The organism is Flavobacterium sp. N2270 (assembly GCF_025947225.1).
In the GTDB taxonomy this organism is placed as follows: domain Bacteria; phylum Bacteroidota; class Bacteroidia; order Flavobacteriales; family Flavobacteriaceae; genus Flavobacterium.
Window position 1 is genome coordinate 1 of the sequence record NZ_CP110005.1, and the last position, 25,013, is coordinate 25,013.

Below are 25,013 nucleotides of genomic sequence, written 5' to 3' on the forward strand. Positions count from 1 at the left end.
ATGAGCAAAACTGCACAATCTGTATGGAACAACTGTTTGTCTTTTATCAAAGACAATATTCAGGAACAAGCCTATAAAACATGGTTTGAACCTATTCAATCAGTTGAATTAACAGAAAATGCATTATATATTCAAGTTCCTAGTAAATTTTTCTACGAATGGCTAGAAGAACACTATGTTAAGTTATTAAAAGTTGCTCTTACAAAAGAACTTGGTTCTAACGCAAAGTTATTGTATAAAATTAAAATGGAGAACACTTATGGCAATAAACTTCCATTTACTGAACAAATTCCAAGTACAAACAGACAAGCGGTAAAAACTCAAGAAGTAGACGTTCCAATTGCAAATAAAAACCCGGAATTAAAAAATCCATTTATAATTCCTGGAATTCGAAACCTAAAAATTGAATCTCAGCTTAATGCAAACTATAGTTTTGATAATTTTTTAGAAGGTGATTCAAATAGACTTGCAAGAAGTGCAGGTTTTGCTGTAGCAAATAAACCTGGCGGAACCTCATTTAATCCACTTTTAATATTTGGAGGTGTTGGATTAGGTAAAACACATTTAGCGCACGCTATTGGTGTTGAAATTAAAGATAAACATCCAGAAAAAACAGTGTTATATATTTCAGCCGAGATATTTACACAACAATATATAGATTCTGTTAAAAAGAACACGAGAAATGATTTTATTCATTTTTATCAATTAATTGATGTATTAATCATTGATGATGTTCAATTTTTATCAGGAAAAACAGGAACACAAGACGTTTTCTTTCACATATTCAATTACTTACACCAAAACGGAAAACAAGTAATTTTAACATCTGATAAGGCACCTGTCGACATGCAAGACATTGAACAACGTTTATTGTCGAGATTTAAATGGGGACTTTCAGCTGAACTTCATCAACCAGATTTTGAAACACGTATTTCTATTTTAAAAAATATACTTTATAGAGACGGAGTAGAAATACCTGAAGACATTATCGAATATGTAGCCAAAAACATAAAAAGCAATGTTAGAGAACTTGAAGGCGCAATCATTTCTTTAATTGCACAATCTTCTTTTAACAAAAAAGAAGTAACTATTGAACTTGCAAAACAGGTTGTTGAAAAATTTGTTAAAAATGTAAAACGTGAAATATCAATTGATTATATCCAAAAAGTAGTCTCAGATTATTTTCAATTAGACCTTGAAGTTTTACAATCTAAAACAAGAAAAAGACACGTTGTACAAGCAAGACAATTAGCTATGTTTTTTGCTAAAAAGTTTACTAAATCTTCTCTAGCTAATATTGGTTCACAAATTGGCGATAGAGATCACGCAACTGTATTACACGCTTGTAAAACAGTAGACAATTTAGTAACTACTGATAAACAATTTAGAAAGTTTGTTGACGATATCAACAAAAAGTTATCCTTATAAATGACAAAAATTTTAATGGTTTGCTTAGGAAACATATGCCGATCTCCATTGGCAGAAGGTATTCTACGTTCAAAACTATCAAATAATTTTATTGTTGACTCAGCCGGAACTGGCGGATGGCACGCTGGAGAATTACCCGACAGACGTTCTATTGAAATTGCTAATAAAAATGGATTAGACATTACCAATCAAAGAGCTCGAAAATTTACCAAAAATGATTTTACAGACTTTGACATCATTTACGCAATGGATAGTTCTAACTTAAAAGATATACTTCAATTAGCTCCTGATGAAAATGCTAAAAGCAAAGTTCATTTAATCTTAAACGAACTTTATCCTAACGAAAATAAAGATGTTCCTGATCCTTATTACGGACAAAATGATGGATTTGAAAAAGTATACAACATGCTTGACAAAGCTTGCAGTAACATTGCTAAAAAAATAATGATATGAAACCAATCTCTTTACACGGAAAATTATATTTAATTCCAACTACTTTAGGAGAAATGATTCCCGATGATGTTTTGCCGCAAACCATCAAAAGAAGTATTGACTTTATAGATCATTATATTGTTGAAAATGAAAAAACCGCAAGAAAGTTTATCAAAAGTGTAAACCCTGATAAAAAGCAACCTAGTTTAAAAATTTCGATATTAAACAAACGAACAGAAGAGAGCGAATTTAATGAATTCATAAAACCAATTTTTGACGGTTATAATATTGGTCTTATGAGTGAGGCGGGCTGTCCAGGTGTTGCAGATCCAGGAGCTGCAATTGTAAAAATTGCTCACGATAAAGGAATTCAAGTTGTTCCTTTAGTAGGACCTAGCTCAATTTTATTAGCCATGATGGCAAGTGGAATGAATGGCCAAAGTTTTGCTTTTAATGGATATTTACCTATTGAAAAAGGAGAAAAGAAAAAAGCTTTGAAAGATTTTGAAAGACTATCTCAAGAAAAAAATCAATCACAATTATTTATTGAAACTCCTTATAGAAACAATAAATTAATTGAGGATTTACTAGTAAATTTAAATGGAAACACTCATTTATGTATTGCTTGTGATATTACATTGCCTACCGAATTTATTAAAACAAAAACAATTAACGACTGGAAAAAACAAAAGGTCGATTTTCATAACCGACCTTGTATTTTTATTATTCACAAAATGTAATTGCAAACTACAACTTTACTGTTGCATTTCTATCAGCATCTATATGACTTAAATCATATCCGCCAAATTTTTTCATGTAACTTTTTAAAGAAGTTCCAAAACCGTCTTTAAAACCATTTCTTCCATTACTTCTTAAGTATTTTTTTACAGAACCCGCACCACCTAAGTGAGCTGCAGCAACTAAACCAGATTCAGTTATTTTAATTCCGTTAATAACTCTACCTTTATATTTTGCAATTTCTTTTCTTAATTCCCATTTGTTTCTTGCAATTAAAGCTTTAAATGCTTTATCCTGCCAAGTTGCATTTTTTAAGAATTCTTTAAAATCATATACTCCTACAGCTCTTAAAGTACTTCTACCAAATTGATATTTTCCCATATAGCCATAAGGATTAACCATATTTAAAATTCCTCTCGACTCCTTAAAAGCCAATGCTTGCCTAAAACCTACAAAGGTTTTTCCAACATAAGGAATTTCTACACTACTAACTTTCTCATCAATATTGTTTAGTTCATCCTCATTAGGAACACTATAGTTGATTTCTTCGTTTTCGTCTATATGAAAACCAGGAACTCTTTCAATTTGGAATGATCCAAAACCTGAAGAAACTATAACCACTAAAACAATTAATCCTAAAAAATAAGAGCTTTTTCTTACCATAAATTTTTATTTCTCAGCGTCTGTCACTCATCTGAAATTTCCGAGGGCAAAGATACAAAAAAAATTACAATATTGATTTACAGTCTGTTAAAGTTTTCTAAAAGTAGATAATACGGCCTTTAACACCGTTAAAATCATCATATTGAAGTGTTGGAGCAGGAATTTTTATTGTGTTAAAAACAGAAAAAACAGACTTTAAAAAATGAGATTTTGTCTTAATTTTCGTCAAATCGACATCAAGACTTAAATAAAATTGACGATATGAGTTTTGATTAAAACCATTTAATTGTGCTTCAGAATCTGTTCCGTATAACATATTTTCAGCACCATATCCAACAGCTAAGTTCAACCATTTTGGAATAAAACTTGATTTCGTAAAAGAATACAAGTTAAAAGATAACCAATACGTTTGTCCGTTATAATCTTTTAAAATTTGTTCTTGAAAAGATGCGCCTAAAGTTTCAGGGCGAAATTTTGCTTTACTAGTTTGATGAAATGAAAATTTAGGAGTAATTCTTTGTTCGTTCCAAAGTAATTCTTGAGAAACATACAATAATGTTCCTGAACCATTTGCAATAATATCTCCCCAAGAAGCTCCCCATTCTTGAGAAAAACCATCAAAAACTTCAACCACAGTTAAAAATCCGAAACCTAAAGTAGAACCATAAAGCAATTGCTCTTTTTTTGATGCTCCACTCCATTGCAACATTTCGCTCCCAAAACGACCCACATGATAAGTCGAAAAAAAATGCCCAGCTTTATCCATTTGATTCCATTCCTTATTATCATTGATAAAATGAAAATTAGTTTGCGGATAATCTTTATACCAAAGTTGATTTAACCCGATTAAAGTTACACCCAAAACACCAACTTCTCCAATATAAACATAAGTTCTTCTAGATGTATCTAACGTATCTGAAGGTGTTAAAAAGGTGTTTATTTTTGATTGTGAATAGGACGAAAAAGCTACAAGTAATCCTATCAGCACCATTCTAGCCCTGGTTGCAGCGATACCTTGTATAGCGGAAAACAGGAAAATGGATAACTGGTATGAATGAACGTTTCGCTTCAAATGATTAACGGTTAATGCCTAATTTATTTACCCAAGCTGCATATTTACGAGCATTTACTTGATGTTCTGCATAATTAGATGCAAAAGCATGATACCCTGGTTTTTCTGGACTTGCACAGAAGTAAATATAATCGTGTTTTTCAGCATTTAAAACCGCATCGATTGCAGAAATATCGGGCATTGCAATTGGCCCTGGAGGTAAACCAGTATTAACGTAAGTATTATAAGGTGACTTTATTTTTAAATCGTTATGATAAACACGTTTAATAATTTGGTCAAAATCACCTGTTTCTTTTTTAATCGCAAAAATTATGGTTGGATCAGCCTGTAATGGCATCCCTGTTTTAAGCCTGTTTAAATAAACACCTGCAACCGTTGCTCTTTCATCTACTTTTGCCGTTTCTTTATGCACAATTGAAGCCAAAACAGAAACTTCAATAGGAGTTAAACCTTTTGCAGCAGCTTTTTCTAAACGTTCATGATTCCAAAATTTTTTATACTCTTTTGCCATTTTATCGGCAAGTTTATTGGAATTTACATCCCAATAAAACTCATAAGTATTTGGAATAAACATAGCTAAAATATTTTCTTCGGTAAATCCATTTTCTTTTAAGAAAGGCTCATTTGTAAAAGAAACATATAACGCTACACTATCAGGCTCCAACTGAGAAGCCATACGTTCTGCTAATTTACCCAAACTTTCTTGATTGTTAAAAGCTACTTTGACAGGAATATTTCTTCGCATAGCTCTAATCATATCAAAACTAGTCATGTTTTGTGTCAATAAAAACTTACCTGACTTTACATTTACATCGTAACTTCTTTTACTCGCTACAAAATCAAACTTGCTCATATCTTTAACAAAAGGAGCCAATTCTTGTTGCACCATTTCATAAGTAGCATTTGTGGGAATATAAACAAAAACTTCTTTTTGATTAAAGGTTGTATTTGGAGTAAATGCTTTATTATAAACATAAGCCGTAACTCCAGCTGCAATAAACAATCCTGCAACGGCAACAATCGTAAGTATTTTTTTAATTTTCAAGCGATTTAGTTATTAGTGGTTAATAAGTTGGTATAAAATTTCATCTTCAAAACTTCCGTTAACTTTATTCCAATCTTTTTTTATTCCTATTTTTTCGAATCCAAATTTAGAAAAAAGAGCGATACTAATTTCATTTTTAGAACCAATATTTGCAAATAATTGATGTAATTGTAATTGATTGAATGCATAATCGATTAACAAAGACAAAGCCTCTGATCCAATTCCGTTATTTCTATTGGAATCATTCATAATTACAATGCCAATTCCTGCTCTTTGGTGCATGGGTTCAAATTCAAATAAATCAATTAATCCAACAGTATCATTTGAATTATTCAAACAAATTGCCAATCGTAATTGTTTGGCTTCATATATATCTTGATGTGCATTTTCCAAATATTGACGAATTAAAAACTTACTATAAGGTGTTTGTGTATTACTTACATGCCAAATGCTTTCATTATTCTCAATTTCGTATATGAAATCTAAATCTTCTGGCTCAAGCGCTCGTAAATATATATTTTGTCCTTTTAAAGTCATTATCAGCAATTTATAATTCCTTCAAAAACAAAAGTAGCCGGACCAATTAGATTAACATTGGTAAAAACACCGTTATGCTCATCAAAATTGACTGCTAATTTTCCGCCTTCAACATTTAATTTAATATGATTTGAAGTTGTTTTTTTAGTTACAAACATAGCTATTGCAACGGCTGTAACTCCAGTTCCGCAAGATAAAGTTTCATCTTCCACTCCTCTTTCGTAGGTTCTAACTGCAAAAGTATCATCGTTTAATTGAGCAACAAAATTCACATTACTTCCTGCTTTACCATATAAATTAGAATAACGAATTTTCGCTCCTTCTTCCTTAATATTATAATGTGCTAAATCTTCAACGATTTCAACATGATGTGGAGAACCTGTATTTAAAAAAGTATAACTTTCTTTTACTTCAACAACATCTACATCTTTCATTTGAAGTGAAATAATATTATTAGAATCAATCGTTGCAAAATGATAACCATCTACCGCTTCAAATTCAGCCTTATCAGAAATAACCCCCATTTGTTTTGCAAATGCAACCAAACATCTACCTCCATTTCCACACATGGTACTTTCATTCCCATCTGAATTATAATACACCATAGTAAAGTCATACTTATCATGGTTTTCTAATAAAATAAGTCCGTCTGCACCAATGCCAAATCTTCTATCACATAGTCTTTCAACTAGTTTGGTATCATTTTTGGGAAATATAGAAGTACGATTATCAATCATTACGAAATCATTTCCGGTGCCTTGGTATTTGTAAAATGTAAATTGCATATAGTTAATTTCTTTTGCAAAAATACAAATATTAATAAGATGTTAAACATTGTTAATCGAGCGTTAAAATCTTTTTAACAAAAAAAAATGTATTTAAATTTACCTAACCAAATTAAATTATTGAACTATGAAAAAATACACAGGACTATTATTTGTTTCTTTATTGAGTGGTGCAATAACGCTAAGTGCTTACAAAATTATATTTGAAAACAAAAGCACATCATCAGCTGTAACGATAGCGCCAAATTATGCGAAAAATGTAAATTTAGGAGCTGAAACAATAGACTTTACTACTGCTGCTGAAACTACTTTACACAATGTAGTACACGTAAAAAATGTAACTGTTTCAAATGTTCCTCGAAATCCAATAATGGAATATTTCTATGGATATCAGGGAAACCAACAACAAACACAAATAGGAACAGGGTCTGGAGTTATCATATCTGAAGATGGATATATTGTTACCAATAACCATGTAATTCAGAATGCTAGTGAATTAGAAATAACTCTAAACAATAATAAATCTTATAAAGCAAAATTGATTGGCACTGACACCAAAATGGACATTGCACTTTTGAAAATAGAGGCAGATGAAAAATTACCATATATTGTTTTTGGAGATTCAGATGAAATAAAAGTAGGAGAATGGGTTTTAGCTGTTGGAAATCCATATAACTTAAATTCAACTGTAACTGCAGGTATTGTTTCAGCAAAAGCAAGAGATTTAAGCAATGAAGGATTACAATCTTTCATTCAAACTGATGCAGCTGTAAACCCAGGCAATAGCGGCGGTGCATTGGTAAATACTCGCGGAGAATTAGTTGGAATTAACACTATGATTTCTTCTCCAACCGGAAGTTATGCTGGATATTCATTTGCTGTACCGTCAAACATAACGCGTAAAATTATTGAAGACTTAATGCAGTTTGGAAATGTACAAAGAGGAGTTTTAGGCGTCGAAGGTGGAGAATTAAATAGTAATGTTGCCAAAGAAATTGGAGTGGACCAAACTCAAGGATTCTACATTAACAAAGTAACTAAAAATTCTGGTGCTGAAAAAGCAGGGCTAAAAAAAGGAGATATCATTACTGCTTTAGACGCTAAAAAAATAAATGGATTCTCAGACTTAACTTCATATATCAATACGAAAAGACCAGAAGAAATTGTCAATGTTAGCGTCATTAGAGACGGAAGTAAAAAAACAATTCCTGTAAAACTTACTAAAAAAGAACTTTTAGCATATGAGTTCAACGGAATTGAGCTTGAAGATATTGATACAAACGATAAAAAAGAATTTAAAATAGACTTTGGTGTAAAAATCAAAAATATAACAAACGAAAACTACTTAGATTACGCCAAAGAACTTGAAGGAAGTATTATTTTAAGTATTGATGGAGTGAAAGCCGATAATGTTGACAAAGTTTCAAGTTATTTGACTCGTAAAAAAGGCTCAAAAGCACAATATCAAATTATAACAAAGAACAAACAAATTCTACGAATTATAATGTAATCTATTAAAGCTCAAATTAAAAAACCATGTTTTTAACATGGTTTTTTTTATATTATTTATAAAAATAATTTCCCTATGAGGTTTGAAATCTTTATTTTTGCAGAATTATAAACAACACATTATAACCACTTCATGAGTAATAACAATTTATACGAAAAAGAACTTGCTTTCCAGGCCGACAGACGTAAGGCTTGCGTTGAGTTTATCAAAATCGTTAGCGATTTATGGTATGATAAATCTATTGAGCTAATTTTATTTAGAAATCAACTTATTGATAGAAATGTAAGTGATATCATTAATTTGCATGAATATGCGGGTGAATTTGTTCAGAAACCAATTAATATTTTTGATTCGGTTGAAATTGCTCAAGCAATTAACAGTTTAGATTTACCACCATCGAGAATTGATATAGGTAAATTAACTTACGAATATCATTTAGAAGACAATAAATACAATGATGCTACTGCATTTGTATTGGACAAATTAAAAAACGCTAAAAATTACTCTGATATTAAACCAAAAGACGTAGTCTTATATGGTTTTGGAAGAATTGGTCGTTTACTTGCTCGTGAAATGATGAGTAAAATGGGAAAAGGACAACAAATGCGTTTAAGAGCAATTGTAACTAGAGATAAAAGTGATGCCGTTTTATTAGAAAAAAGAGCTTCATTATTACGTTATGATTCTGTTCATGGAGATTTTCAAGGTTCAGTAATTGCGGATCCAGAAAACAACGCATTAATCATTAACGGTACAACAGTTCACATTATTACAGCTAATTCTCCTGAAGAGATTGATTATACAACATATGGAATCGATGACGCTTTAGTAATTGATAACACTGGAGCATTTACAACTGAAGAAGCATTAAAACGACACTTAACATCAAAAGGTGTAGATAAAGTATTATTAACTGCCCCTGGAAAAGGTGTTCCAAATATTGTTTATGGTGTTAACCATACTGAATATAATCCAGACGAGGTTTCAATTTTTTCTGCAGCTTCTTGTACTACAAATGCAATTACTCCAGTTTTAAAAGTAGTTGAAGATACTTTAGGTGTTGTAAAAGGACATTTAGAAACAATTCATGCTTATACTAATGACCAAAACTTAGTAGACAACATGCACAAAAAATACCGTCGTGGTAGAGCTGCAGGTTTAAACATGGTTATTACCGAGACTGGTGCCGGAAGCGCTGTTGCAAAAGCATTACCAAGTTTAGCTGGTAAATTAACTTCTAATGCAATTCGTGTTCCTGTTCCAAATGGTTCATTAGTAGTATTGAATTTAGAAGTAACTAAAAAAACTACAGTTGAAGAACTAAATAACATCATGAGAAAATATGCTCTTGAAGGAGATTTAGTTGAACAAATTAAATATTCATTAAACAATGAATTAGTATCTTCTGATATTGTTGGAACCTCTGCTCCATCAATCTTTGATAGTAATGCAACTATTGTTTCTGCTGATGGAAATAACATTGTAATGTATATTTGGTACGATAACGAATATGGTTATAGTCACCAAGTTATACGTTTAGCAAAATACATTTCTAAGGTAAGAAGATATACTTATTATTAGTAAGGTAGAAATATTTAAATAAAAAAAGCGCTTCAATTGAAGCGCTTTTTTTATTTATTTAAGTAAAAAGCTTTTATTTTTTATTCAAAATTATTTCTTTACGTTGAAAAGATAAATAGTTCTCTTCTTGTAATTCATTTAATAATATATTTAATGTTGGTCGAGAGGTTCCTATTAAAGTTGCGATTTCCTTTTGAGTATAGGGATGGCGTATAATAATATCTCCCGAAATTTGATTAGTATAACCAAAATCTTCTGCCAATTCTTTTAAATATTCTTTCAAACGTGTTTTTGTATCTTTAAATAAAAGTAACTGAAGCCTTCTTTCTAACTTTTTGAATCGAAAACCAATAAATTTATAAATCTTAAGACTGAATTCTTTATTTTCTCTTAGTAATTCAATCATTTCAGGAGTAGTAATTGGGCAAACCGAAGTTTCCTTATCTATAGCTTGTGCAAATTCATTTCTGTTTTCTTGTCCAAGAATTGCTTTTTCTCCAAAAATTTGACCTTTAGATAAAATTGCAGTAATAATCTCGTCTCCTTCTTCGGTAACGTAACCAATTTTAACCTTTCCTGAATTTACCAAGAAAACTTTGTCAGCTGCATCTTCTTCAAAGTAGATGAAATCATTCTTTTTATATTCATTAAAATCATGCCCCCCTTCATATCCCTTAAATTTATGAGGACAAAGTATGTTAAAAAGATTTACATCTTCAAAAAACCAAAGTGAATTCATATTGTTAATTTATTTCAAAGTTAGTCAATAAATTCAAAAAACACATTTTCCTTTTAACATCTTGTATTGATTTTATATTTATATTTTAACACTTTTATTGATAATAAAACAAAATAATATACTTATATTTAAATATTAATCACTATTACGTCGTTATTATGAGAAAAATTACTTTTATTATATTTTTAATATTACCACTTAGCATTATTGCGCAAGTTGGTATCGAAACCACTAGACCTACCAAAACACTAGATGTTAATGGGGAGATGAGGGTTAGATTTACTTCATCTAATTTAAATGAACCGGCTGCCAAAGATTCAATATTAGTTGTTGATAATTTTGGTAATGTAAATAGAACTTCATCAAAAAAAGTAGTAAACAGTTACTTAAAAACAGTTGTAAAAGGAAAATTCTCCTCGAGTTCAGTTGTTAATTTAAGCTTGATTTCTAACAAAGTAACCATTCCTTTTGATGCTGTAGATTTTGATATAAACTCAGAATTTAATACCACTACAAACACATTTACAGCTAAACAAGATGGAATTTACTCTATAAAAATTCAAATTAAATCTGATGCAACAGTTGGAATTGCAACAAATTTTGGAGTTGCTATTTCCAAAAATGGAAGTATCATTTCTAGGAATAATTTTGCAAATATTAGCTTATTAAGCACTAATGTTACACCGCCAATTAGAAGCTTAGAAAGTTTAGTTCAATTAAACACTGGAGATACTATTAATTTCAACATAGTTAGTGATTTAATCAGTGTTTCCATATTAGGCACAAGTGAAGACTGTTTTTTCACAATTCAACAAATTAGATAAATAAAAAAAGCTCCATAAACGGAGCTTTTTTCATATCATATATAATCTAATTAAGCTTTGCCTGCAGCAATTAAGTTTAATGCAGAACCAGCTTTAAACCATTCTATTTGACCTTCGTTATACGTATGATTCGCCATAATTATATCTTTAGAACCATCTGCATGAACAAACTCTAACGTTAATGGTTTACCTGGAGCAAATGACGTTAAATCTAAGAAATTGATCGTATCATCTTCTTGAATCTTATCATAATCTGCCTCATTAGCAAACGTTAAACCTAACATACCTTGTTTTTTTAGGTTTGTTTCATGAATACGTGCAAACGATTTTACTAAAACCGCCGTAACTCCTAAGAAACGAGGTTCCATTGCAGCATGCTCGCGAGAAGATCCTTCACCGTAATTATGATCTCCCACTACAATAGAAGGAATATCTGCCGCTTTATATGCTCTTGCTACAGCAGGAACAGCATCATAAGAACCGCTTAATTGATTCTTAACTTTATTTGTTGCTTGATTAAATGCATTTACTGCACCAATCAGCATGTTATTTGAAATATTATCTAAGTGACCACGGAATCGCAACCAAGGACCAGCCATAGAGATGTGATCAGTAGTACATTTTCCAAATGCTTTGATTAACAATTTAGCACCTATAATATTCTCACCATTCCAAGGTTTAAATGGCGCTAATAATTGTAATCTGTCTGAAGTTGGAGAAACTACAACCTGCACTCCACTTCCGTCTTCAGCTGGAGCTTGAAAACCTGCATCTTCTACATCAAAACCTCTTTTTGGCAACTCATCACCATAAGGAGTTTTCAACATTACTTCTTCTCCTTTATCGTTGATTAAAGCATCTGTCAAAGGATTAAAATCTAATCTTCCTGAAATTGCTAAAGCAGCAACCATTTCTGGAGAAGTTACAAAAGCATGCGTATTTGGATTACCGTCGGCACGTTTTGAGAAATTTCTGTTGAAAGAATGAACGATAGTATTTTTTTCTTGCTTGTCTGCACCTTCTCTATCCCATTGACCAATACATGGTCCACAAGCATTTGTGAATACTTTAGTACCCATTTTTTCAAAATCAGCAATGATACCGTCTCTTTCAATAGTGTATCTAATTTGTTCAGAACCTGGGTTGATTCCAAACTCAGCTTTTGGAGTAATTCCATGTTCAACCGCTTGTCTCACAATAGAAGCTGCTCTTGACATATCTTCGTAAGAAGAGTTTGTACACGAACCAATTAATCCCCATTCTACTTTTACTGGCCAACCGTTTGCGGCCGCTTCCTCTTTCATTTTAGAAACTGGTGTTCCTCTATCTGGAGTAAAAGGGCCGTTGATATGTGGCTCTAATTCTGATAAATTGATTTCAATTAATTGGTCAAAATATTGTTCAGGATTAGCATATACTTCTTTATCAGCTGTTAAATAATCCGCTACTTTATCAGCAGCGTTAACAACATCTTGACGACCTGTAGCAGCTAAATATCTTCTCATGGAATCATCGTATCCAAAAGTTGAAGTTGTTGCTCCAATTTCAGCACCCATGTTACAAATAGTACCTTTACCTGTACATGACATTGAAGTAGCGCCTTCACCAAAATATTCTACAATTGCACCTGTTCCTCCTTTTACAGTAAGAATGTCAGCTACTTTAAGAATAACATCTTTTGGTGCAGTCCAACCAGAAAGTTTACCTGTTAATTTAACTCCAATTAATTTTGGAAATTTTAATTCCCAAGACATTCCAGACATTACATCAACAGCATCTGCACCACCAACACCAATTGCTAACATACCTAATCCACCTGCATTTACAGTATGAGAATCGGTTCCAATCATCATTCCACCTGGAAATGCATAATTTTCTAAAACGATTTGGTGAATAATTCCTGAACCTGGTTTCCAAAAACCAATTCCGTATTTATCTGAAACTGATGAAAGAAAATCAAAAACTTCTTTAGATTGATTGTTAGCTAAAGCCAAATCAGATTTAGCTCCATTTTTTGCTAAAATTAAGTGATCACAGTGAACTGTAGTTGGAACTGCAACCGTTTTTTTGTTAGCATGCATAAATTGCAACAATGCCATTTGTGCCGTTGCATCTTGGCAAGCAACTCTATCTGGAGCAAAATCTACATAATCTTTTCCACGCGTAAATGCTTGCGTAGGTGTTTTCTCCCAAAGATGAGAATATAAAATCTTTTCAGATAAAGTAAGTGGACGACCAACTAATTCACGTGCTTTGTCTACACGTTCAGTCATTGTTGCATACACTTTTTCAATCATTTCAATATCAAAAGCCATATTAATTTATTTTATTAGTTTGTAATATTTTCCCGTATCACAAGGTACAAAAAAAATAGATGTCATAAAAAAAGCCTGAGTTAATAACTCAGGCTTTTTTATAATATTTAACAGTTAACTTAAACTATCCAACTAATTGTTTTTGAGATGGCTTAAATTTAGTTAATACAATTCCGTCTACTGCTGCTTCGTATTCTGCCATTGTTGGAGTTCTTCCTAAAATAGTAGATAAAACTACGACAGGTGTTGATGATAATAAAGATTCTCCTTTTTTCTCACTAGAATCTTTTACAACTCTTCCTTGGAATAAACGTGTAGAAGTAGCCATTACAGTATCTCCTGGTTCTGCTTTTTCTTGATTACCCATACATAAGTTACAACCTGGACGCTCTAAGTACAACATGTTTTCATATTTAGTACGAGCGGTTCCTTTTGGCGCATTATCATCGAATTCAAAACCAGAGTACTTTTGTAATACTTCCCAATCGCCTTCTGCTTTCAGTTCATCAACAATGTTATACGTTGGAGGTGCAACCACTAATGGTGCTTTAAATTCTACTTTACCATGTTGTGCTTCGATGTTTTTCAACATTTGAGCTAAAATTTGCATGTCTCCTTTGTGAACCATACAAGAACCTATGAAACCTAAATCAACTTGTTTAGTTCCTCCATAGAAAGAAAGTGGACGAATAGTGTCGTGAGTATAACGCTTAGAAACATCATCATTATTTACGTCTGGATCCGCAATCATTGGCTCAGCAATTTGATCCAAATCAATAACTACATCTGCATAATACTTCGCATTAGCATCTGGACGTAAAGAAGGCTTAGTACCTGTTTTTAATTCCTGAATTCTATTATTCGCTTTGTCAACTAAACCTTTTAGTACGTTAATATGATTATCCATTCCTTTATCAATCATGATTTGGATACGACCTTTTGCTATTTCTAATGACTCAATTAATGTTTCATCTTCTGAAATACAAATAGAAGCTTTTGCTTTCATCTCTGCAGTCCAATCTGTAAATGTAAAGGCTTGGTCAGAAGTTAAAGTACCAATATGTACTTCAATAATTCTTCCTTGGAAAACATTTTCACCACCAAATTGCTTCAACATTTGTTGTTGCGTAGCATGAACCACATCACGGAAATCCATGAAGCTTCTCATTTCTCCTTTAAAAGTAACCTTAACCGACTCTGGAATTGGCATTGTAGCTTCACCTGTCGCTAAAGCCAAAGCAACGGTTCCTGAATCGGCTCCAAATGCGACACCTTTAGACATACGAGTATGTGAATCTCCACCAATAATAATATCCCAATCGCTAACTGTAAGATCATTCAACACTTTGTGTATTACATCTGTCATTGCAGGATATTGACCTTTAGGGTCACGTGCTGTGATTAATCCGAAATCATTCATAAACTTCATCAGCTTAGGAATATTTGCTTTCGACTTATCATCCCAAACAGAAGCTGTATGACACCCTGATTGGTAAGCTCCATCAACAATTGGAGAAATAATCGTTGCAGCCATTGCTTCTAACTCTTGAGAAGTCATTAAACCTGTAGTATCTTGAGAACCTACAATGTTTACTTCTACACGTACATCAGAACCTGCATGTAAAACTTTACCTGGCGTTGTTCCAACTGCGTTTTTGTTGAAGATTTTCTCAACAGCAGTTAAACCTTGACCTTCAACAGAGATTTCTTTAGAAGGAGCATATACTGTTGGAATACTTATTCCTAAAATTCCACAAGCTATTGTTTGTAATTTTTTACCAAAAACAACGGCATAAGAACCACCTGCTTTAATAAACTCCATTTTTTGTGGTGTTAAAGCTGCAGCAATATCTTTAAGTTCAATATCACCGTGGTATAATTTTTTTGTTTTTGTATTGATTGTTAAAACCGTTCCAGTTTCAACAGAATATTTTTGTTCTAAAACAGCATCTCCATTTTCATCTCTTACTATATTTCCTTCAGCATCGGTTTTATTTACCCAGTTTTTAAGGTCAATACCAATACCACCTGTTACACCTACTGTAGTTAAGAAAATTGGCGAAATTCCGTTAGTTCCTGCAATAATTGGAGCGATGTTAATGAACGGTACATAAGGGCTAGCTTGAATACCTGTCCACAATGCTACGTTATTTACTCCGGACATTCTTGAAGAACCTACACCCATTGTTCCTTTTTCAGCAATTAACATAACACGCTTATCTGGATGCTGTGCTTTTAATGCAGTTAATTCTTTCTGCATCTCTTTGTTGTGTTCAAAAATACACTGACCGTGTAATTCTCTATCTGAACGAGAGTGCGCATCTGCGCCTGGAGATAATAAATCTGTAGAAATATCACCTGTACCAGCGATAAATGTTACAATATCTATCTTTTCTTCTATTTCAGGAAGTTTAGTAAAAAACTCTGCTTGCGCGTAGCTTTCTAATAACTCTTTGGCAATAGTGTTACCTGCATTATACGCGTCTTTTAAACGAGCTGTATCTGCTTCGTATAAGTACACTTGTGTTTTTAATACTTCTGCTGCTTGTTTTGCAATAGCTACGTCATCACCTAAAGCTAAGTCTAAAAGCATGGTAATTGAAGCTCCACCTTTCATATGAGACAATAACTCAAAAGCAAAGTCTTTCGATATTTCAGCAACTGTTTCATTGCCAAGAATAATCTCTTTTAAAAATTTAGCTTTTACATCAGCTGCACTCGTTGTACCCGGTACAACATTGTAAATAAAAAAATTAAGAGAATCTTTTCTATTTACATTATTTAAATCTTTTATTTGTGCAATGATTTCGCTTAATAATTCAGCGCCATCAATCGGTTTCGGGTGAAGCCCTTGACCTTTTCGTTTTTCGATTTCGTTAAGATAATCGTTGTAAGTGTTCATAATAGATGTCTTTTCAATGTTAAAGGCGATATCCTCGATCATTTCAAAATTAAAAGCCGTAATATCTAGGTTTTTTGCGTTTACTATTCGCCAAAGCCGCACAAATTTAATAAATAGTAATGAGATTTAAAAATTTTTAATAAAAGTAAAGATTCTAAGAATAATTATTTATAAACATTCTATTTTGATGAATATCCTTCAATAAAAACTCAAAAAAACAATGTTTATTGAATAATTCGTAATTTCGATAATTAATATTATTAATTTCTCAAAAATTACATCTAAAACCTATCATTTTAGTAATATAAAGAGATTTAAGTCTAGTATTTATCTCTTAAATTCATCATAGGCTTTTCATAAAAACGATACAATAAATAGGAACTTAAAATGGTAATAAACAAGTAACTAATGATTATTACAACATTTGAAAACCGAATATTAAAATTACTAATTACATATTTCATAAGCACTGTAATAATACTATAGTGCAACAAATACATACTGTATGAAATTTTACTTATCAATTGTATTGGCTTAACAAATAAAGCTTTAGAACTATTCCAATAGACAAACAGTGGTAAAGCTAAAAAAATTGTAAAGGAACTAAGTGTAAAATAGAACACTTTATAATAAAGTGGAGTTGCCACAATATCAAAGCCTAAGACATTCATCACTACAAACTGAAACAAAAACAAATGCAATGAAACTATAAACATATAACCTTTATATTTCTGTAAAAAATCTTTATAAAACATATACAACCAAGCAGTTACAAAACCAAACAAAATACTATCAATACGGTAAATAGTTAATGACTTCAAATTAGAATTCCAAGTAGTCATATCTGAAAATGAATTTTCTAAATAAACGAAATAACGTAAAATATGAAAAAACAAAATCAATACTAAAACGGTAATTATAAAAGATGATTTTTTATTCTTTTTAAAAACAGTCCAGCTAAAAAACAATACAAACGGAATTAATAAATACGTCCATTCTTCTACAGACAAGCTCCACGATTCGGTAAAAAAGTTAATCTTATAATCGATAAAATTTTGAAAGAACACAAAATAAGCAGCCCAACCATCAATTGAATAATTAAAAATTAAAGCAACAATTATATTCAGTATCAAAACCAAATAGTAGGTTGGTAAAGTTCTAAACCACCTTCTTTTTAAAAAAATAAAAATTTCTTTAACCGAGAACGTTTCATTAATGTATTTTTTTAATAATATAGTTCCAATCAAAAAACCACTTAAAACAAAAAACAACTCTACACCAAAAAAACCAAACAATCCACTTACCGATATAAGTAAAGGATTTGAACTATCGATTAAGTAATACACATGCGAAAAAACAACCATTGCAATTGCGGTTGCTCTAACAACATCTAGTCCAAAAATTCGTTGATTATTTTGTATATCTGTATTCATTTTACCTACTTTTGTGAATATCAAACTATTAATTTTGAGAAATTCAAAGATATATAAATATTTAGGCTTCACTTTTATTCTTTCTAGTCTTTTTGGAATTATTACCTATAATTTACTTTCCAACAGGCATAAAGCCATTATTAAAACAACATTAGTCCATAAATTAGGATTAGTTGACAATAATTGGTTGGTTGAAACCGATTCAAAAGAATACAAAATGCTTTCACCAACATTTATTATTGATGCTATTTATAAATCAATGGAAGGTCCGAAATCGTCTCGTTACATTCAATTGAGTCAAAATGATGAAATGCTCTGGATTACAGGTTTTGATGTAAAAGCGTTAGATGCCAAAACAAATGAAGTGATTAGTAACGATTATATTTGTCATATGAACGTTGACTTAAACGATGTTAATTATTATGGAAGCTGGGGGTTAAATGATAGAATTGGCAAACAATATCCAAGACTAACTTCTTTATCAAACGGATTTGTGAGTTTTGATTTCCCAAAAGGTTATGGCGTTCCCATAAAAGGAAATGAATTTTTATTTATTACCACACAAGCATTAAACCATAATGAAGACCCCGTTTTTAAAAAAATAAAGCATTTAGTTACCGTTAAAAACGAGAAATATAACGGAACGCAAAAGCCTTTAATGAGTAAAACGGTTTTTATTCAGTTGCCTTACGACAAGCAAGATCCATTTAAAATGCCGCTTGACCCAGCGAGTAATCAATGTATTCCTGTGGAAACCAAAAACCATAGTTATGATGATGGAAATGGAAATATGCTTTCTGGACATTGGGTAATTCCTAAAGGGAAAAACAGCTACAGAAGTTCTATAAATTCGCAATTACAATTGAAAGACAGTTTACGTTTGCATTTTTCTGCCATACATGTGCATCCATTTACAACTTCAATTGCTTTATACGACAAAACAACAAGGCAGAACATCTTTAAAAGTAATGTTTCAAACTATACCGATAAAATTGGTTTAATAGAAGTTCAACCTTTTTCTTCAGTTGAAGGAATTTGGCTGTATGAAAACCATGAATATGAATTGGTTTTAGAAACCAACAACACTTCTGCAATTGACCAAGACATGATGGGAAGTATGTTTTTGTTTTTTTATGATAAGGAATTGGAAGAGAAACTTAGGAATTAAGGTAAGTCTTCAAAATCAACAACACCTCTTATACAATTAATATCTTGACCAATTAATGGATTAACGTTTTTATTATAATAAACATTTAATAACCTTGTCAATATTTCTGAAGTAATTAAAACACAATATTTACTTCTTTCAGAAAAGTCTAAAATATTTTTAATTGAAACATCTAAACCTTCTCTGTTATCCAAATCTAAAATTGTAAATTCATTATTTTCTACTAGAACAAAAAAAGCTTTAGAATGTGAGCTAAAATTAGAAAAAGCATAAACACCATTAACTAATTCTCCATCATGTTTATCATCAAACAATCCTCTTAAATAAAAATCATATTCACCTTTTTTTAATTCATCAACTCTTTCTGAAGACAACTGACTCTTTTCATACAAAAAGTCTATTAAAAATGGCTTCAAATTATCAAAAGTTAACTTTTTACTATTTTGACCATTTACAAAAGAAGCTATAAATAATAAAATTAAAAAGTGCTTTTTCATAATAGTTAATCTTTAAAACAACTTCTTAATAATATCTTCTTCCGAAATACCTTCGGCGTCGGCTTTATAGTTTTTGATAATACGATGACGAAGAATTCCTGTTGCAACTGCTTGCACATCTTCAATATCTGGAGAAAATTTACCATTTAAAGCAGCTTGTGTTTTGGCAGCTAAAATAAGATTTTGTGAAGCTCTTGGTCCTGCTCCCCAATCGATATAGGTTTTAACAAATTCGGTTGCTAAAGCATTATCCGGACGAGTTTTACTTACTAAAGTTACCGCATATTCAATAACATTATCGGCCACTGGAATTTTACGAATTACATTTTGGAAATCGATAATCTCCTGCGCTGTAAATAATGCATTTACTTGTGGTTTATGATCTGAAGTGGTTGCTTTTACTACATTTACTTCTTCTTGAAACGAAGGATATTCTAATTTTACAGCGAACATAAAACGGTCTAATTGCGCTTCTGGCAAAGGATATGTTCCTTCTTGCTCAATAGGGTTTTGTGTTGCCAAAACAAAATAAGGTAAATCTAATTTATAATGATGACCCGCAACCGTTACAGCACGTTCTTGCATTGCTTCCAATAATGCAGCTTGTGTTTTTGGGGGCGTACGGTTAATTTCATCGGCTAATATTATATTAGAGAAAATTGGACCTTTTATGAATTTAAATTGTCGGTTTTCGTCTAAGATTTCACTTCCTAAAATATCTGAAGGCATTAAATCGGGTGTAAACTGTATACGTTTAAAATCAAGTCCTAAAACCTGCGAAATAGTATTTACCATTAATGTTTTTGCTAAACCTGGAACTCCAATTAATAGTGCATGACCACCTGCAAAAACACTTAAAATAATTTGATTGATTACTTCATCTTGACCTACTATGACTTTTGCAATTTCCTGCTTTAATTCTTTTTGTTTTTGTACTAATTGTTGAATAGTTGCAACGTCAGACATATATATTGGATTTTATAATATTAGAACCACTAAAATAAGAAAAAAAAGCATAAAAAAACCCTTCAACTTGAAGGGTTTTAAATTTTATTTTGAATTACTTTTTTAACCAGTTATTTGTAAAATCGCAATCTTTATAGTCAGCATTAATGCTTATATATGTTTCGTTGATTTTCTCTTCTGTCCATTTCGCAATTGCTTTAATCTTCTTATCAGTTAAAGCTAAGTCTTTAATTTTTAAGTAATCACTTGCAAATTCTGCAGTATGTTCTTCTGTTTTATTGTTAACTGTAATGATTTTGTAAAATTTACCAACACCTCTTTCTTCATCTAAAATAGGCATAGAAATTTGACCAACTTTAAAATTAGAAATTTGACTGTATAATGTTGGATCCATTTTTGTTAAATCGAAACGAGGTTCCATAGTTCTAGGATTTAATAAAACTCCACCGTTGTTTCTAGTCTCTTTTTGATCTGAAGAAGATTTTGCAGCTTCAGCAAATGTAATTTCACCGTTAATAATTTTTTCTCTAATTAGTTCAATTTTTTCTTTAGCATCAGCCATTGCTTTACTTGAAACTTTAGGACTCATTAAAATGTGTCTTAACTCTACTTCTTGACCTTTAATTTTCTCTACCATTATAATATGATATCCAAATTCTGTTTCAAAAGGCTCTGAAATTTCACCCTCACCCAAACTAAAAGCAACTTCCTTAAATTCTTTTACAAAACCAGTTTTACGGTTTATTTTATAAAAACCTCCACTTGAAGCTGATCCTTCATCTTCTGTATACAAAACAGCTTTTGTATAAAAACTTGATCCATTTTCTATTACATCTTTTCTAATAGCGTTTAATTTATCAATAGTAGCTTGTTTTTCTTCTTGAGTAACTACTGGTTTAATAACAATTTGAGCTACTTCTACTTCTGCACCAAATACTGGAATTTCATCTTTAGGAATTTCTTTGAAAAAATTTCTAACTTCTTCAGGAGTAATAGTAACTTCATCCACAATTTTATTTTGCATTTGAGTAGTTAACTTACTTTGCTTGATGATATCGAAAAAGTAATTTTTAAATTCTTCTTCGTTTTTCTTTCTATAGAATTTTATAACCTTATCTAATGAACCTACTTGCTCAACCATAGCATCGATTTGTTGATTCATATAACCATAAACTTCATCATCAGAAACAATAATACTATCTTGAATGGCGTGATGAGCATATAATTTATCTTCTAACTGCTTTCCAAACAATTCACATCTTGTGATGTTTTTAATATCAACTCCTTGTGCTTTAAGTTGAATAAACTCTAAATCAATATCTGAATCTAAAACCACATAATCTCCAATAACAGCAACTACTCCGTCAACTTTTACTTTTTTTCCTTGACCGAATATTACTGACGAGCATAATAATAAAGTAAGAGCTAAAATACTTTTATTTATAAATTTCATATTTGTTATTTTTAATCGCATCATTTGTTATTTCCTTTTCTATTGTTTTAACTAATTCTAATTTTCTGTTATTTATGATAACTTGTTTTATTGTAGGTTTTAAAAATTGTAACGGCGTTGCTTCATTTTTAGACAATACATCATTTACTTTAACAAGCCAAATTGTTGTAGAATCTGGGTATTGAAAATTTTTTCCAGAAACTATATATTCCTCTTTATTATTAACATTAATAAATGGCAATTTTTCATAAACCTGATTAATATCTACCCACATTGAATCATTAAAAGCATAACTTTTAAACTGTATTGCTTGTTCTTGAAGGTCTTTTTTATCATTTTTTGTAAAGGAACTAAACTTTGCTCTAATTTTATCTAACTTTTGATTTTCTTTAACTAAATTAATGTAACGAAGCTTAATTAACTCACTTGAATTTTTAAAATATTGTTTGTTTGAATTATAGTAAGAATTTATTTGAGCTTCAGTAACAACTGTATCTATTTGTTGTTTAACCAGTTCTTCTAAATATGCTTTTGTGTATAAATCAACTTTATATTGATTAATCAAATCGTTAAAACTTTCCATTTGAGCATCTGATAGATTATATTCTGCCGCATTGTAAAGAATTTTTTGTGTTGCCCATCTACCAATGAACGATTTTACAATTGCAATACTATCGTTTTTAGATGTTCCTTTTGGAACTAAATCCTTTATGTCGCTTTTATACAAAAACACATCTCCAACTCTAGCAATAGATTCTGGTTCTTGAGGTTTCTTAAAATAGCTACATGAAGAAACTGCTAAAATTAGAATTATGTATTGTAGTAATTTATACATTACTTAGAAATTTGACTTTTAACTTCTTCAAAAGCATTTTGATTTACAATAACTTTAAACTCTTTTTTTAGTTCATCTACCCAATTGTTTTCTAAAAATTGTTGGTAATCACTAATTACTTTTCCTCGACATTCGTCTAATGATTTTTGTTGCGCTGGTTTAACTTCTTTAACTTTTACAACAAAATAATAATTCCCCTTTTTAACCACAGAAGTTGTTCCAATTTGAGGGTTTTTATATTCTGATAAAACATCATGATTCTCTTCAAACAACCCTGATTTAACCATAACATCAACAACTCCTTTTTTATTAATTTTAGATTTAATATAATCTGTTGTTTTATTTTTTTCTAAATATGATTTTGTCTTTTTTATAACTTTCTCGTTGGTTGAAGAATAAACATCTACATCATATCTATTAGTCCACATATAGTTTTTTGAATTGTTGTTAAAATATGTATTTAAACCAATAGTATCCGTTTTTGCTCTTTCCCAAATTTCTTTCTCCATTAAGTCAAACAATAATAAACCATCTCTATATTCTTCAACAACATTTTTAAATTCAACAAATTCATTTTCCAAATTATCTTCATAATATTGAATTAGCTGTACATCCATCCATTTATCAAATAAATGGTCTACCAAAGCACCAATTGGTTTAATTTTAATATTTGCTTTTTGTTGACTAGACAGATAACTAATAAATGAAGGTGAATATAATTTTCCGTTTTTATTAATTACTGCTATTTCTCCACTTAACTCCTTTTTATTGTCAGGAACCTCCCAAGTTTGAGTATAAAAATCATTAGTCACTGATTTTTTTATTTTTTGCAGTAATTTTTCATTTTTAGTAAATGCATATTTTTTTCTAAGTTTTGCCGCAAGTGAATTTGTAATTATCAACGATCTCTCATCTTTTCTAACCTTATTTTCAAGTTCGGTTCTCATTTCTTGAATTGATTGCACTGGATGCTTTTCAACAAGCTTAACAATATGCCAACCAAATTGAGATAAAAAAGGTTTAGAAATTTCGTTTTTATCATTTAAACTAAAAGCAACTTCTTCAAACTTTTCTGAAGCCAATTGACCCGAACCAAAACGTTGTAAAACTCCACCTTTACCTGAAGTAGATTTATCTTCAGAAAATTGATTGGCTAAACTTTCAAAACTTTCACCTTGTTGAATTTTTTTATAAACATCCTCAATAGTTTGTTTTGCTTTTTCTTGTGAAGCCTCGTCAGTATCAGTTGGTTTTACAATCATAATATGAGCTACAGTTACTTCACCTTTGTTTTTTCTTGCATCTGTAACCTTAACAATATGATAACCAAACTTGGTTCTAAATGGTGCCGAAAATTGACCAACAGTAGTATTGAAAGCTGCATTTTCAAAAGGATAAACCATTCTAAAAGCAGAAAAATATCCTAAATTCCCTTTATTATCCTTTACAGAAGGATCTTCTGAGTATTGTACTGCAACATCTTCAAAGTTTTTACCTTCTTTTAATAGTTGATGAACTTTTGATACTTTAGCATAAGCTTTTAATGTATCTTCAGGAGAAGCGCTTTCATCTACTAAAATTAAAATATGAGATGCTTTAACTTCTTTATTAATTCTTTCGTAAGCTTCTTCTACTAATTCATTAGTTACTTTAGAATCATTCATATAGTTTTTTGCCAACTGACTTCTATATGATTTTAATTCATTTTGATATTTTGTATTATACTGTAACCCTGATTTATATGCTTTTTGAACTTTTAATTTATATCCAACAAAAAGTTCTAAATATTTATCTAAATCTTTTTGAGAGTCATCTTTTACCAAGTCTAAATTTTTATTATAAACTCTAATAAATTCATCAGAATAATATGACGCATCATCAATAGTAAATAAAGCTTGCTTTTCTTGAGAAAAACTATTTTGTATAAACGTAATAAACACTAAAAGTTGAAATAAATATCTCATTGAATAACATTTTTAATTTGCAATCAACAAAAATAACAATTCCTATGTATATAGCAAGTTTCTAATTAGTAATAACGTAATTTATTTTCAATTTAAAAACATAACTCTTATTCCATTTTAGATATT

21 protein-coding genes are annotated in these 25,013 nt (G+C 30.7%); 7 read left to right on the forward strand and 14 right to left on the reverse strand.

Annotated elements, in window-relative coordinates; translation table 11 throughout:
- Genes dnaA through OLM55_RS00015 form a run of 3 tightly spaced genes read left to right on the forward strand, consistent with a single transcriptional unit; the run spans position 1 to position 2,600 of the window.
- A complete protein-coding gene (dnaA, locus tag OLM55_RS00005; RefSeq protein WP_264559369.1) occupies positions 1–1,428 on the forward strand; it encodes a chromosomal replication initiator protein DnaA in 1,428 nt (475 codons plus the stop codon).
- Positions 1,429–1,881 carry a low molecular weight protein-tyrosine-phosphatase gene (locus tag OLM55_RS00010; RefSeq protein ID WP_264559370.1) on the forward strand — a complete coding sequence of 151 codons (453 nt, stop codon included), beginning with the start codon at positions 1,429–1,431 and terminating at the stop codon, positions 1,879–1,881.
- Positions 1,878–2,600: an SAM-dependent methyltransferase gene (locus OLM55_RS00015; RefSeq protein ID WP_264559371.1), complete on the forward strand. Its 723-nt coding sequence runs from the start codon at positions 1,878–1,880 to the stop codon at positions 2,598–2,600. The genes OLM55_RS00010 and OLM55_RS00015 overlap by 4 nt, the downstream gene beginning before the upstream one ends.
- Before the next feature lie 7 nt (positions 2,601–2,607).
- On the opposite strand, the gene OLM55_RS00020 is transcribed toward OLM55_RS00015, so the two are convergent.
- From OLM55_RS00020 to dapF, 5 genes are all read right to left on the reverse strand, one after another.
- Positions 2,608–3,261 (reverse strand): transglycosylase family protein, encoded by a 654-nt coding sequence (locus tag OLM55_RS00020; protein ID WP_264559372.1) that lies wholly within the window; start codon positions 3,259–3,261, stop codon positions 2,608–2,610.
- Positions 3,262–3,358: 97 nt separating this feature from the next.
- Positions 3,359–4,252, reverse strand: coding sequence for a YfiM family protein (locus OLM55_RS00025; RefSeq protein WP_264559373.1), 894 nt, complete (start codon positions 4,250–4,252; stop codon positions 3,359–3,361).
- An 85-nt stretch (positions 4,253–4,337) separates the two neighbouring features.
- Positions 4,338–5,378: an endolytic transglycosylase MltG gene (gene mltG, locus OLM55_RS00030; RefSeq protein ID WP_264559374.1), complete on the reverse strand. Its 1,041-nt coding sequence runs from the start codon at positions 5,376–5,378 to the stop codon at positions 4,338–4,340.
- 12 nt (positions 5,379–5,390) lie between these two features.
- Positions 5,391–5,918, reverse strand: coding sequence for a GNAT family N-acetyltransferase (locus tag OLM55_RS00035; RefSeq protein ID WP_264560638.1), 528 nt, complete (start codon positions 5,916–5,918; stop codon positions 5,391–5,393).
- Complete coding sequence (dapF, locus tag OLM55_RS00040) at positions 5,918–6,700, reverse strand: diaminopimelate epimerase (RefSeq protein ID WP_264559375.1); 783 nt, start codon at positions 6,698–6,700, stop codon at positions 5,918–5,920. The genes OLM55_RS00035 and dapF overlap by 1 nt, the downstream gene beginning before the upstream one ends.
- 127 nt (positions 6,701–6,827) lie before the next feature.
- On the opposite strand from dapF, the gene OLM55_RS00045 reads away from it, so the two are divergent.
- Both OLM55_RS00045 and OLM55_RS00050 read left to right on the forward strand, forming a co-directional pair.
- Positions 6,828–8,210, forward strand: coding sequence for a Do family serine endopeptidase (locus OLM55_RS00045; protein WP_264559376.1), 1,383 nt, complete (start codon positions 6,828–6,830; stop codon positions 8,208–8,210).
- A gap of 132 nt (positions 8,211–8,342) precedes the next feature.
- Complete coding sequence (locus tag OLM55_RS00050; RefSeq protein WP_264559377.1) at positions 8,343–9,791, forward strand: glyceraldehyde-3-phosphate dehydrogenase; 1,449 nt, start codon at positions 8,343–8,345, stop codon at positions 9,789–9,791.
- A 73-nt stretch (positions 9,792–9,864) separates the two neighbouring features.
- On the opposite strand, the gene OLM55_RS00055 is transcribed toward OLM55_RS00050, so the two are convergent.
- Positions 9,865–10,530, reverse strand: coding sequence for a Crp/Fnr family transcriptional regulator (locus OLM55_RS00055; RefSeq protein ID WP_264559378.1), 666 nt, complete (start codon positions 10,528–10,530; stop codon positions 9,865–9,867).
- Between the two features lie 158 nt (positions 10,531–10,688).
- Here OLM55_RS00055 and OLM55_RS00060 point away from each other — a divergent pair, with 158 nt between their 5' ends.
- Positions 10,689–11,354 carry a C1q-like domain-containing protein gene (locus tag OLM55_RS00060; RefSeq protein WP_264559379.1) on the forward strand — a complete coding sequence of 222 codons (666 nt, stop codon included), beginning with the start codon at positions 10,689–10,691 and terminating at the stop codon, positions 11,352–11,354.
- A gap of 50 nt (positions 11,355–11,404) precedes the next feature.
- Here the strand turns inward: OLM55_RS00060 and OLM55_RS00065 are convergent, their stop codons facing one another.
- The 3 genes from OLM55_RS00065 to OLM55_RS00075 all read right to left on the reverse strand — a co-directional run bounded on the left by OLM55_RS00065 (position 11,405) and on the right by OLM55_RS00075 (position 18,004).
- Positions 11,405–13,669, reverse strand: coding sequence for an aconitate hydratase (locus OLM55_RS00065; protein WP_264559380.1), 2,265 nt, complete (start codon positions 13,667–13,669; stop codon positions 11,405–11,407).
- A gap of 124 nt (positions 13,670–13,793) precedes the next feature.
- A complete protein-coding gene (locus OLM55_RS00070) occupies positions 13,794–16,571 on the reverse strand; it encodes a bifunctional aconitate hydratase 2/2-methylisocitrate dehydratase (RefSeq protein WP_264559381.1) in 2,778 nt (925 codons plus the stop codon).
- 320 nt (positions 16,572–16,891) lie between these two features.
- Positions 16,892–18,004, reverse strand: a complete 1,113-nt coding sequence (locus OLM55_RS00075; protein ID WP_264559382.1) for an acyltransferase family protein — start codon at positions 18,002–18,004, stop codon at positions 16,892–16,894.
- Between the two features lie 34 nt (positions 18,005–18,038).
- Here OLM55_RS00075 and OLM55_RS00080 point away from each other — a divergent pair, with 34 nt between their 5' ends.
- Positions 18,039–19,172: a hypothetical protein gene (locus tag OLM55_RS00080; RefSeq protein ID WP_264559383.1), complete on the forward strand. Its 1,134-nt coding sequence runs from the start codon at positions 18,039–18,041 to the stop codon at positions 19,170–19,172.
- Here OLM55_RS00080 and OLM55_RS00085 read toward each other — a convergent pair.
- The 5 genes from OLM55_RS00085 to OLM55_RS00105 form a co-directional block, all read right to left on the reverse strand.
- Positions 19,169–19,669, reverse strand: a complete 501-nt coding sequence (locus tag OLM55_RS00085) for a hypothetical protein (protein ID WP_264559384.1) — start codon at positions 19,667–19,669, stop codon at positions 19,169–19,171. The genes OLM55_RS00080 and OLM55_RS00085 overlap by 4 nt on opposite strands.
- A gap of 12 nt (positions 19,670–19,681) precedes the next feature.
- Positions 19,682–20,635 (reverse strand): AAA family ATPase, encoded by a 954-nt coding sequence (locus OLM55_RS00090; RefSeq protein WP_264559385.1) that lies wholly within the window; start codon positions 20,633–20,635, stop codon positions 19,682–19,684.
- A gap of 94 nt (positions 20,636–20,729) precedes the next feature.
- Positions 20,730–22,088, reverse strand: coding sequence for a peptidylprolyl isomerase (locus OLM55_RS00095; RefSeq protein ID WP_264559386.1), 1,359 nt, complete (start codon positions 22,086–22,088; stop codon positions 20,730–20,732).
- Positions 22,072–22,923 (reverse strand): hypothetical protein, encoded by an 852-nt coding sequence (locus tag OLM55_RS00100; RefSeq protein WP_264559387.1) that lies wholly within the window; start codon positions 22,921–22,923, stop codon positions 22,072–22,074. The genes OLM55_RS00095 and OLM55_RS00100 overlap by 17 nt, the downstream gene beginning before the upstream one ends.
- On the reverse strand, positions 22,923–24,887 hold the full coding sequence (locus OLM55_RS00105) for a peptidylprolyl isomerase (protein ID WP_264559388.1): 1,965 nt from the start codon (positions 24,885–24,887) through the stop codon (positions 22,923–22,925). Before OLM55_RS00105 ends, OLM55_RS00100 begins: the two co-directional genes overlap by 1 nt.
- Between the last annotated feature and the right edge of the window lie 126 nt (positions 24,888–25,013).